Here is an 11632-nt window from a genome sequence, read left to right as displayed (position 1 = left end):
GACGTTCACCACATGACGGACCGACGCCGCCGCACCGCCTTCCGCCGTCCGCTGCCGCCGCTGCATCCGTTGCCCGAGCCGGCTTCGCCGTTGCTGCGGGAGCACCGGCCCGCCATGGGCTCCTCGTCCTCCTCTTCCTCGGGCTCCTCCGACGCCCCGGGGCCCTCGGAACCCTCCGGAACCTCCGGGGCCTCGGATTCCGCCGGATCTTCCACGTCCGGTTCGTCGGGGGCTTCCGGTTCGCCGGGGACTTCCGGTTCGTCGGGGGCTTCCGGTTCGCCGGGGACTTCCGGTTCATCGGGGTCTTCCGGCCCCACGCATGACAATCCGTTCGCCGCACCACCCGAGAACCGACCCGACCGGCCGTGGCAGCCCCGCCACCCCTCGACCACCGGCAACGGCCGGGGGAATGGGGACCACGGCAACAAGGACGGTTCCCCCGAAGGCGGTTCCTCGGAGGACCGGCCGACCTGGGGCAGTCAGTGGAGCAGCCGACAGCCCGGCCGTCAGAACGGCGGCTTCGGGGGCCGTCCCGGCGGCCAGGGCGGCTCGAAGGGCCAGGGCGGCCCCGAGGGCAGCCCCGGTGGGCTGCGTTGGGACCCGACCGATCCGGCACAGCGCCGCGCGCGCTACTCGCTGCTCTGCGGCATGTGGGCGTTCTTCTTCGCGCTCTTCGACTTCCCGGAGATCGCTCTGCTGCTCGGCGCACTCGCCGTGTACTGGTCGGTCAGCGCGCTCCGGGCGAAGCCGAAGGACGCGTCAGCGCCGGGCGGTTCCGCCACCGCGGCCGGAGCACCCGGCCCCTCCGCGGCGACCGGCACGCCGACCGCGGGCCCCCTTCAGGGCTCCGGTTCCGGTCACGTCCCGGTTCCCGGATCCGCCCCCGCGCCCGCGCCCGCCCCGAGTTACGGCAGGCAGCAGACCACGGCCGCGGTGAGCGGTCTGGTGACGGCGTTGCTCGCGCTCACGATCGTCGCGACGACATTCACGGTGCAACTGGTCTACCGCGACTACTACACCTGCGTGAACGACGCGCTGACGAAGTCGGGCCAACTCGCCTGCAACGACCTGCTGCCGAAGCCGCTGGAACCCTTCTTCGGCGTCAAGGACTGAGTCGCCCCACCGAGTGGGGGACCTGATTCACGAACCGAGGACCTGCTCACGATCCGAGGACCTGTCCACTGGCCGAGGACCGGATCACGGTTCGAACAGTCTGAAGGCATCCGAACGGTCGGGAAGCATCCGAACGGCCGGACCGCATCGACCGGCCGACGCGGTCCGCGCCTTCAGGACTTCTCCGACGGCCCGGTGTCACTCGTACGCCGGGCCGTCCGTTCGTGCCAGGGGTCGGTTGGCAGGAAATCGTACGGTTCGGAGTCGTCCTCCTCGTCCGCGTCCTCCCCGAGAAGGAGTGCGCGTCCCCTGGGCGCCGACGGCCCTCCCGGCTTCCGTGCGGCGCGCGTCCTCGCGGACGCCGGGGACGGGGCGGCCGGCGCCGTGACGGGGCCCAGCAGTGGCTGATCGGCCGTGGCCGTGGCCGCTGCCTCCGGGTCCGCGCCCTCGACCGTCCGCACCGAAACCCGTAGCCGCCAGAAGCGCAGCAGCAGCGCACCGGGAACACCGAGCACCGCCGTCCACACCCCGGCCGCCGCCCCCGTCAGCCACCACACCGGGCCGAACTCCGCGAGCGCGTGAGTGCCGAGCGGCCCGCCCGCGGCAGCGGCCAGTACCGCCGTGCCGAGCCCGCACCCCAGAGCCCCGAGCCCGGCCGTCAGCGCGGTCTCCCCCGCACTCCAGGTCCGCTCCCGCCCGGCACCGGCGGGGGCCGCCCGCCATACCGTGAACCAGGCCACCGTCAGCCCCGCCGCTACCGGCACCGCCGCGGCCGCCCAGTTCAACGCCGTGCCCGTACCGTGGTCGGGCACGGCGGCGAGCAGGGGAAAGACCGGCCGCGCCGGATGCCCTGTGAACGCGAGCGGGGTGACCACGGACGTCGTACCGAGCGCGAAACCCGGGCCGAGTCCGTACGCGGCACCCCACACCGCCGCGTTCGGCACCAGGACCAACGCGAGCAGCAACACCGGAATCCGGCCCGTCCAGTCGCCGGAGAGCTCCACGAACGAGTGCTGGGCCGACTGCGCGTGCCACACCAGCGACACCGCGACGAGGAACGCGCCGCCGCCCAGCAGGGCCACCACCCCGGCGACGGCCGACCTGCACGCCGTAGCCGCGCGTTCCCGGAACCGGGAACGTGCCAACGCCTCGTGCACCCGCACCGGTGCCCAGGACGGCGGCGGCCCGACCGGACGCCCGCAGGCCGTCCACGCCCCGGCCGCCGCGGCACCCGCCACCACCGCCGAGGGGAGGGCCAGCATCGGCACCCGCACGGATGGCGAACCGCTCAGCGCGTACAGCGCGACGACCACCCCGACCAGCAGATAGCCGCCCGTGACCAGGGTGAACGCGGCCACCGCCGAGGGTGCCGCGCGCTCTTCCTCGGCCTCCAGGGCGTCCCGGGCCGCCCGGTGCACCAGCCACACCGGCATCACGGCGAGCAGCAGTGGGACGAGGCCGATGGGGGCCGGGGCCCCGGAGAGGGTGTCGGTCCTGATCAGCTCGGCGCCGTGGGCCAGCAACCAGATCCCGGCCGCCGTGTGGAGAGCTCCCGCGAGGCCGTCGTCGGGCGTGGAGGAACTGATCCACAGCACCATGACGACCACGATGAGCGCGCCGAGTCCCAGACCGGCCGCGAGCACCCCACGCAGCAGGGTGAGGACCAGGACGGCGAGGCGTCCGTGCGTCGCGGAGCCGTCCGCCGCCCGCCCGCCGTTCCGCCTCCCCGTCTTCCCCTCGTCTCGCCCGGCGGCCGGGGCCGCCGCCTGTTCTGCCGCCTGTCCCGCCGACAACGATGGGCTGTCTCCGGTCACTTGAGTCACGCCCTCATGCTGCCAACGACACGCGCTTATTCCGTGTAACGGGCGAACGGCCGCTGTGTCGCTCAATATACGTTTATGTACTTTTCTGCTCGGCGCGGGTCCACGGGGGTTCATCCATGACGCAGAACCCGACCGCGCGGGCCGCGACGGCGGACGAGGCCTTCGACGCCCTCTACGCATACTGCGCACAGGCGCTCTTCCGTCAGACCTTCCTGCTCACCGGGCGTCAATGCCTCTCCCGGGAATCCGTCGAGCGGGCCTTCGCACTGGCCTGGGAACGCTGGCCCGAGGTCGCGGTCGACGGCGATCCGGTCGGCTGGGTACGGGCAGCCGCGTACGAGTACGCGCTGTCGCCGTGGCATCGGCTGCGCCGCGCGCACCGCGGCTTCGACCCGCCGCCCGCAGAACCCGATGAGCGGGCGCTGCTCGACGCGCTGCTCGCGCTGCCTCCGTCGTACCGCCGCACGCTGCTGCTCCACGACGGCGTCGGCCTGGACCTGCCGGGGACCGCGGCGGAGACGGAGGCCACCACCCCGGCAGCGGCGGCCAGGCTGGCGAACGCGCGGGCGGCGGTCGCCGAGCGGCTGTCCGGACCGGCGGAACCCCGGTCCCCCGCCGAGCGGTCCGCCCTGCTGAGCCGACGGATCGAAGCCCTCGTGCGGGAACGGCCCGAGCCGACCACGGCGCTCCCCGCTCCCGACGCGGTCCGCGGTGGCAGTGAACGCAGGGCACAGCAGTTGACCAGGGCCGTCTTCTGCTTCCTGGCGCTGCTGATCGGCCTGACACTGCTCACCCTGGCGACCGCTGCGACCCGGGACGCTCCCTCGGGGTCGCCCGCCCACCAGGTCGAGGGGGTGCCGCCGCGCAGCGGCCCGCAGGAACTGACCCCGCAGAACCTGAAGCTGCAGAAGAAACTGCGCGACGCACTCGTGCGGGGGCCGGCCCGGCTGGTCCCCCGGGCCGGCTGAACCGGTCTCCCGGCTCGGCAGAACCAGCCCTTCGGCTCGGCTGGACCAGCGCCTCGGGCCGAAACGGCTCTCGCGGGGCGGGCGGCGGAACGGAAACGGCGCGGGCCCGTACCCCTGATCGGGTACGGGCCCGCGCCGTCTGTGCGGTACTGCGGTACTACGGTACTGCGAGCTACGGTGCTGCGAACCGCGGCACCGACTCGCCGCTCCTGGGAGCGGCGATCAGGCGCTGAGGATCTCGCGCGCCAGCTTGGCGGTCTCGGTCGGCGTCTTGCCGACCTTGACGCCGGCGGCCTCAAGGGCCTCCTTCTTCGCCTGCGCGGTGCCGGAGGAGCCGGAGACGATGGCGCCGGCGTGGCCCATGGTCTTGCCCTCGGGGGCGGTGAAGCCCGCGACGTAGCCGACGACCGGCTTGGTGACGTTGGCCTTGATGAAGTCGGCCGCACGCTCCTCGGCGTCGCCGCCGATCTCGCCGATCATCACGATCAGGTCGGTCTCGGGGTCGGCCTCGAACGCCGCGAGGGCGTCGATGTGCGTCGTACCGATGACCGGGTCCCCACCGATGCCGACGGCGGAGGAGAAGCCGATGTCACGGAGCTCGTACATCATCTGGTAGGTCAGGGTGCCGGACTTGGACACCAGACCGATGCGGCCGGGCTTGGTGATGTCGCCCGGGATGATGCCTGCGTTGGACTGACCAGGGGTGATCAGGCCGGGGCAGTTCGGGCCGATGATCCGGGTCTTGTTGCCCTTCGAGCCCGCGTACGCCCAGAAGGCGGCGGAGTCGTGGACGGCGATGCCCTCGGTGATCACGACGGCGAGGGGGATCTCGGCGTCGATCGCCTCGACGACGGCGGCCTTGGCGAAGGCCGGCGGCACGAAGAGAACCGACACGTTGGCGCCGGTCTTCTCCATCGCCTCGGCGACGGTCCCGAACACGGGTACCTCGGTGCCGTCGAAGTCGACGGACGTGCCGGCCTTGCGCGGGTTCACGCCGCCGACGATGTTGGTGCCGTCACCGAGCATGAGCTTGGTGTGCTTCATGCCGGTGGCACCGGTCATCCCCTGGACGATGACCTTGCTGTCCTTGGTGAGGAAGATAGCCATGGTGTTGGAGTCCCTCGTCCCTTACTTCGCAGCCGCGGCGAGCTCGGCGGCCTTGTCGGCCGCGCCGTCCATGGTGTCCACGCGCTGCACGAGCGGGTGGTTGGCGTCGGAGAGGATCTTGCGACCCAGCTCCGCGTTGTTGCCGTCGAGGCGCACGACCAGCGGCTTGTTGACGTCCTCGCCCTTGGACTTGAGCAGTTCGAGCGCCTGGACGATGCCGTTGGCGACCTCGTCACAGGCGGTGATGCCACCGAAGACGTTGACGAAGACGGACTTGACGTCCGGGTCGCCGAGGATGATCTCCAGGCCGTTCGCCATGACCTCGGCGGAGGCGCCGCCACCGATGTCGAGGAAGTTGGCGGGCTTCACGTTGCCGTGGTTCTCACCGGCGTACGCGACGACGTCCAGGGTCGACATGACCAGACCGGCACCGTTGCCGATGATGCCGACCTCGCCCTCAAGCTTGACGTAGTTGAGGTTCTTGGCCTTGGCGGCGGCCTCCAGCGGGTTGGCCGCGGCCTTGTCCTCCAGCGCCTCGTGCTCGGGCTGACGGAAGTCGGCGTTCTCGTCGAGAGACACCTTGCCGTCGAGCGCCAGGATGTCACCGGAGGCGACCTTGGCGAGCGGGTTGACCTCGACGAGGAGCGCGTCCTCGGCGACGAAGGTCTTCCACAGCGTCACCAGGACCTCGGCGACCTTCTCGGCGACCTCGGCCGGGAACTTCGCCTGGGCGACGATCTCGCGGGCCTTCTCGATGGTGACACCGGAGTTGGAGTCGACCGGGACCTTCGCGAGGGCCTCGGGGGTCTTCTCCGCGACCTCCTCGATGTCCATGCCGCCCTGCACCGAGGCCATCGCCAGGAAGGTGCGGTTGGTGCGGTCGAGGAGGTACGAGACGTAGTACTCGTCGACGATCTCCGGCGCGGTCTCGGCGATCATCACCTTGTGGACCGTGTGGCCCTTGATGTCCATGCCGAGGATGTCGGTCGCACGGGCGACCGCCTCGTCGGGGGTGGCGGCAAGCTTGACGCCGCCGGCCTTTCCGCGCCCGCCGACCTTCACCTGCGCCTTGACGACCGACTTGCCGCCCAGCCGCTCGGTCGCCTCGCGGGCCGCCTCAGGCGTGTCGATGACTTCACCGGCCAGCACCGGTACACCGTGCTTGGCGAAGAGGTCCCTCGCCTGGTACTCGAACAGGTCCACGCGCGTCCGTCCCTTAATCAAATGGTCTCGCGGTTCGATTTCTGCGTGGGCGTGCCGCGAGGGGCAATGGCGACTGCTCTGTCACGAGGAAGGCGCACAGGGTGACCCCTTGTACGCGGCATGTCCATCTCGCAGGTTATCCCCGCGCCCGGCATGACCCTAAATCGCAGATCACACCTGAGCGGTGATTACGGTCACAGACCCTGCGGACGGCCGGGACACGGCGGACGCGCGACCGGACACGGCAGACGGAGCAGGAGCAGGCGGGCACGGGGGCGCGCCCGCCGTGGGGACCCGTGGCGATGGACGCCCTCGTCCACGGGGCCGTCATCGGGCGGCCTCCTTGTCGGGCACGGGTATCGGTCTCTTCTCGATCGCCGCCGCCATCACCTCCGGGAAGAAGTCCGGGGTGCATGCGAATGCCGGTGCTCCCAGCGCGCCGAGGGCCGCCGCATTGTCGCGGTCGTAGGCGGGGGCGCCCTCGTCGGACAGTGCGAGCAGCGCCACGAACTGCACGCCGGACGCTTTCATGGCGGCGACGCGTCCGAGCATCTCGTCGCGTATCCCGCCCTCGTAGAGGTCGCTGATGAGCACGACCACGGTGTCGGCGGGCCGGGTGATCCTCGACTGGCAGTGGGCGAGCGCGCGGTTGATGTCCGTACCGCCGCCGAGTTGGGTGCCGAAGAGCACGTCGACCGGGTCGTCGAGCTGGTCGGTGAGGTCGACGACGGCCGTGTCGAACACGACGAGCCTGGTCCGCAGGGTGCGCATGGAGGCGAGCACGGCGCCGAAGACAGAGGCGTGGACCACGGAGGCGGCCATCGATCCCGACTGGTCGATGCAGAGGATGACGTCCTTCTTCACGGACCGCGCCGCCCGCCCGTAGCCGATGAGCCGCTCGGGGACGACGGTGCCGTGCTCGGGGAGGTAGTTCCCGAGGTTGGCCCGGATGGTGCGGTCCCAGTCGATGTCGTGGTGGCGGGGGCGCTCGATCCGTGCCGAGCGGTCCAGCGCGCCGGTGAGCGTCGCCCGGGTGCGGGTGGCCAGACGCTTCTCCAGATCATCGACGACCTTGCGCACGACGGCTCTTGCGGTCTCCTTCGTCGTCTCGGGCATGGCCTTGCTGAGCGAGAGGAGCGTTCCGACCAGGTGGACATCCGCTTCGACGGCCTCCAGCATCTCCGGTTCGAGGAGCAGTGCGGAGAGGCCGAGCCGGTCGATGGCGTCACGCTGCATGATCCGCACGACGGAGCTGGGGAAGTACGTGCGGATGTCGCCGAGCCAGCGGGCCACGGAGGGGGCGGAGGCACCGAGTCCGGCCGAACGGCTGCTCCCTCCCCGGCCGCCCGGTCCGGCTCCGCCGCCGTACAGCGCGGTCAGCGCGCCGTCCATGGCGGCGTCGCGCCCGGTGAGGGTCCGGCCGGTGCCCTCCTCGCCGTCCCCGCCCAGGACCATCCGCCACCGGCGCAGCCGCTCGTGGTCCGCCGTCCCGGACGGCGCTCCGGACCGCGCCTCGCCGTTCGCCGTCCCGGACTGCGGTCCCGACCGCGCCTCGCCGTTCGCCGCGTCGCTCGCCATGCCGTGCCGTGCGGCGTCGGCCGCGCCGGCCCGCGGAGAGCGGACGGGGCGGGGTGCGGTGCCTGCCGTGTTCCTGGTCATCCCGTCGCCCCCAGTGGTTCCCCCGTCGCCTCGACGGCGTCGGGTTTCTCGACTGCCTCTTTCTCGACCGCTTCTTTCTCGACGGCCTCCTTCTCGACCACCCCTTTCCTGATGGCTTCCTTCGCGACTTTCCCGGCGGTGTCGGCGTTCTCGTCGCCTCCGGGTGCCGAACCGAGCAGGAGCCGCAGTACCGGCATCACCGCGTCGGCCCGTGCCGTGTCGAGCCCGGGGCCGAAGCCGGGGACCGCCGCCCCGACGCCGGTGATGTCGGCCGCCGCCCCGCCCGCGGCCGGGCCCCGCCGTACGAGCTCGCCGAGTGTGCGCCGCACGCCCGCGTCATACGCCGAGAACGTGCGGCGCAGCAGGGGCATGACGTCGGCGAAGGTGTCGGCCGGAACGGAGGTGAGCCAGGCGTCGACAAGGCCGAGCAGCCGTTCGTCGTGGACGAGGAGCAATCCGCCGCCCGCCCCGCCGACGAACCCCTCGATCCAGGCCGCGGCGTCCGCGGCGGGTGTGCCGGGCGAGAGGGCCAGGCCCATCAGCCGGGCCGCTCCGTCCTCCGAGATCCGTCCCTCGTCGAGCAGCAGCCGGGCCGCGCGGCCCCTGATGACACCCGCGACGGTGTCCCGGGCGGCGAGCCGGTGCAGTACGGCGGTCCAGCGCTCGCGCAGGCCGCTCCCGTCACCGTCCCCGTCGGCGGCTCCGCGGAGCAGCCCGATCGCGGCGTGGACCCCGTCCACCCTTCGGCGCATCTCGTCGGCGCCGTCGGCGTCGAGTCCGGTGCACGCGGGCGTCAGGCCGACGCACACCCGCTCCACGAGCCCGGCGGCGACCTCGCCGAGTGCCGCCGTGTCCGTGGCCCGCACGTCGCCGTAGCGCAGGGTGCGGGCCAGCGCGGGCAGGGCGTCCGCGAGGTGGCCGACATCGGCGTCGAGCGCGGCCCGGTCGGCGAGGGCCCGCATCACCCCGGGCAGCGCGTCCGGCAGTTCCGCGAGCAGACAGTGCTCGGCCAGGGCCGTGATCTCGGCGAGGGCGGTCGCCGAGGCCGCCTGCGACTCCGCCTTGGCAGTCGCCGCGGAGAGCACGGTGGTCCCCCAGGTCCCGGCCTCGGCGACGCGTACGTACAGCTCGGGCTCCCAGCACAGCCGCCAGCTCTCGCGGAAGGTGCCGGTGCTCGTCCTGCCGACGGTGGGTTCGCCCCAGCCGACGGCGAGGACCCGCAGTCGGTGGAGCAGGCGGCTGCGCGCGGCGTCGGTGTCCTTGCGCAGGTCGAGATCGAGCTCCCGCTCCGCTGCCTCGGGTTTGAGCCGGAGGGTGCGCTGCTGCCGGGCGAGGTCGCGTTGCAGCGGGACGGCGGGGACGGTGTCGGGTACGTCGCCGAGTGTCTCGCCGACGACCAGCCGGTCCCGTACGAGGGCGAGTGGGACGTCGGAGCCGTCGCACATCACGGCCCGGACCGCGTCCGTCGTCTCGCTCAGCCCGGCGAACGGGCGACCGCGCATCGCCGCGAGCGCCCCGGCGAGCCGGACGGCCTCGATGACATGGGCGGACGATACGAACCGGTCCTCGTCGCGGAGAAGTCCGGCGACCTTGGTCATCCATCGCTCGATCGGACGGTCCACCGCGTCGAAGAGGTGTGCGTACCAGCCGGGCGAGTCGATGCCGGCCCCGTATCCGCTGCGCCGGGCGAGCCGACGATGCGACCAGGGCACCCAGGTCAGTTCGGTCCGGACCTTGGGCAGCCCCTTGAGGAGCGCCCGGTCGGCGGCGAGCGTGGTCCTCCTGGCGAGCGCGGGAACGTGCCAGGCGCCGCAGACGACCGCGATGTCGTCGCCGAACTCCTTCCCGGCCTTGCGCAGTTGCAGGCGCATGTACGCCTCGCGAACGATGTCGTGGGGGTGTTCGCCGTCGCCGTACACCTCGCGCAGGGCCGTCATCGCCTCGGCGAGTGCGGCGAAGGGCGTCCGCGGGCCGTCACCCTCACCGTCACCGTCCTGGGCACGGTGCTCGACGACGTCCTCCCACCAGCGCTCGGGGTCGTCGTAGCCCGCCGTCTCGGCAAGGACCGCCACGGGGTCGACCGGGGTGCGCGCGGACGCGGCGTCCGTGCCCCGCCCCTCCGCCTCTCTCCCGTCCGGCCGCATGCCCCCGCCGGCCTCCGGTGCCGTCCCCCGTCGCTCGTCCGCGCGCGCCATGGCCAGGGAGTTCGCCGCGGGCAGGTCGATGAAGCGGGCCGGTACGTCGTGCGCCAGCGCCCAGCGGATCGCGACCCATTCGGGGGAGAACGCAGCCAGGGGCCAGAACGCCGCCCGGCCCGGGGCGTCCACCGCATGGGCGAGCAGCGCGACCGGCGGTCGCATGCGTTCGTCGGCGGCCAGCGGAAGCAGAGCGTCCCCCTCCGGCGGCCCCTCGATGAGCACGGCCGACGGGCGGGCGGCGTCCAGGGCGGCGCGGACGGCACGGGCCGAGCCGGGCCCGTGGTGGCGCACCCCCAGGAGGAGCGGCCCGTCGGGACCGGTGGTCCCGGTCATGCGGACACCTCGCGGCAGGCGCGGTAGAAGTCCTTCCACCCGTCCCGTTCCCGTACCGCGGTCTCCAGGTACTCCTGCCACACCACCCGGTCGGCCGCCGGGTCGCGGACGACCGCGCCGAGGATGCCCGCCGCGATGTCATCGGGACGCAGCACCCCGTCGCCGAAGTGCGCGGCCAGCGCCAGGCCGTTGGTGACGACGGAGATCGCCTCGGCCGTGGACAGCGTCCCGGAGGGGGACTTGAGCCTGGTGCGGCCGTCGGTGGTGACTCCGTCGCGCAGTTCGCGGAAGACGGTGACGACGCGCCGGATCTCGGCCCGTGCGTCGGGCGCGACGGGCAGATCGAGGGAGCGCCCGATCTGGTCGACCCGACGGGACACGATGTCGACCTCCGCCTCGGGTGTGGCCGGCAGCGGCAGCACGACCGTGTTGAACCGGCGGCGCAGGGCGCTGGACAGTTCGTTGACGCCGCGGTCGCGGTCGTTGGCCGTGGCGACGACGTTGAAGCCGTGGACCGCCTGGACCTCCTGGCCCAGTTCGGGGACGGGGAGGGTCTTCTCCGACAGGATCGTGATCAGCGAGTCCTGCACGTCGGCGGGGATGCGGGTGAGCTCCTCGACGCGCGCGGTCATGCCGTCGGACATGGCGCGCATCAGTGGGCTCGGCACCAGCGCCTCCCGGCTGGGGCCGTGTGCGAGCAACCGGGCGTAGTTCCATCCGTAACGGACGGCCTCCTCCGGGGTGCCCGCCGTGCCCTGGACGAGCAGCGTCGAGTCGCCGCTGACGGCCGCCGCGAGGTGTTCGGACACCCATGTCTTGGCGGTACCGGGAACGCCGAGGAGCAGCAGGGCCCGATCGGTGGCGAGGGTGGTCACGGCGACCTCGACGAGACGGCGCGGTCCGACGTACTTGGGTGTGATCACCGTGCCGTCCGGCAGGGTGCCGCCGAGCAGGTAGGTGGCGACGGCCCACGGGGACAGCCGCCAACGAGCGGGCCTCGGACGGTCGTCGGCCGCCGCGAGGGCCTTCAGTTCGTGTGCGAAGGCGTCCTCGGCGTGCGGCCGCAGGGCCTGTGTTGCGACGGCGGTGGTTTCGGGCACGGACATGGATCCCCCTCCAGATCGAACGACCTGATGTGGTTTCCACCGTGCACCACGCCACTGACAATCGGTCCCGACCGCGGGCGGGAGCCGGTCCCGTGCGGTGGCGAGGGGATCGGCCGATCACG

Annotated in this window: 8 protein-coding genes; 2 read left to right on the top strand and 6 right to left on the bottom strand. The window is 72.5% G+C overall.

The features are described 5' to 3' along the window. The first annotated feature begins 12 nt into the window (after positions 1–12). Positions 13–1113 (top strand): hypothetical protein, encoded by a 1101-nt coding sequence (locus ACF1CT_RS13295; RefSeq protein WP_391783911.1) that lies wholly within the window; start codon positions 13–15, stop codon positions 1111–1113. Positions 1114–1286: 173 nt separating this feature from the next. On the opposite strand, the gene ACF1CT_RS13290 is transcribed toward ACF1CT_RS13295, so the two are convergent. Further along, a complete protein-coding gene (locus tag ACF1CT_RS13290) occupies positions 1287–2936 on the bottom strand; it encodes a DUF6350 family protein (RefSeq protein ID WP_391783910.1) in 1650 nt (549 codons plus the stop codon). A 116-nt stretch (positions 2937–3052) separates the two neighbouring features. Here ACF1CT_RS13290 and ACF1CT_RS13285 point away from each other — a divergent pair, with 116 nt between their 5' ends. Beyond that, complete coding sequence (locus ACF1CT_RS13285; protein ID WP_391783909.1) at positions 3053–3904, top strand: hypothetical protein; 852 nt, start codon at positions 3053–3055, stop codon at positions 3902–3904. A gap of 222 nt (positions 3905–4126) precedes the next feature. On the opposite strand, the gene sucD is transcribed toward ACF1CT_RS13285, so the two are convergent. The 5 genes from sucD to ACF1CT_RS13260 form a co-directional block, all read right to left on the bottom strand. After that, positions 4127–5011: a succinate--CoA ligase subunit alpha gene (gene sucD / locus ACF1CT_RS13280; protein ID WP_391783908.1), complete on the bottom strand. Its 885-nt coding sequence runs from the start codon at positions 5009–5011 to the stop codon at positions 4127–4129. A gap of 21 nt (positions 5012–5032) precedes the next feature. After that, positions 5033–6214 carry an ADP-forming succinate--CoA ligase subunit beta gene (gene sucC / locus ACF1CT_RS13275; protein ID WP_391783907.1) on the bottom strand — a complete coding sequence of 394 codons (1182 nt, stop codon included), beginning with the start codon at positions 6212–6214 and terminating at the stop codon, positions 5033–5035. A 327-nt stretch (positions 6215–6541) separates the two neighbouring features. Beyond that, the gene (locus ACF1CT_RS13270) at positions 6542–7873 is read right to left on the bottom strand and encodes a VWA domain-containing protein (RefSeq protein WP_391783906.1); all 1332 of its coding nucleotides are present in this window, start codon (positions 7871–7873) and stop codon (positions 6542–6544) included. Then, a complete protein-coding gene (locus ACF1CT_RS13265) occupies positions 7870–10404 on the bottom strand; it encodes a DUF5682 family protein (RefSeq protein WP_391783905.1) in 2535 nt (844 codons plus the stop codon). The genes ACF1CT_RS13270 and ACF1CT_RS13265 overlap by 4 nt, the downstream gene beginning before the upstream one ends. Next, the gene (locus tag ACF1CT_RS13260) at positions 10401–11510 is read right to left on the bottom strand and encodes an AAA family ATPase (protein WP_391783904.1); all 1110 of its coding nucleotides are present in this window, start codon (positions 11508–11510) and stop codon (positions 10401–10403) included. The genes ACF1CT_RS13265 and ACF1CT_RS13260 overlap by 4 nt, the downstream gene beginning before the upstream one ends. Positions 11511–11632 lie beyond the last annotated feature (122 nt).

Source organism: Streptomyces sp. NPDC014734, from assembly GCF_043083325.1.
In the GTDB taxonomy this organism is placed as follows: Bacteria; Actinomycetota; Actinomycetes; order Streptomycetales; family Streptomycetaceae; genus Streptomyces.
This window is presented reverse-complemented; position numbering and strand designations above follow the sequence as displayed.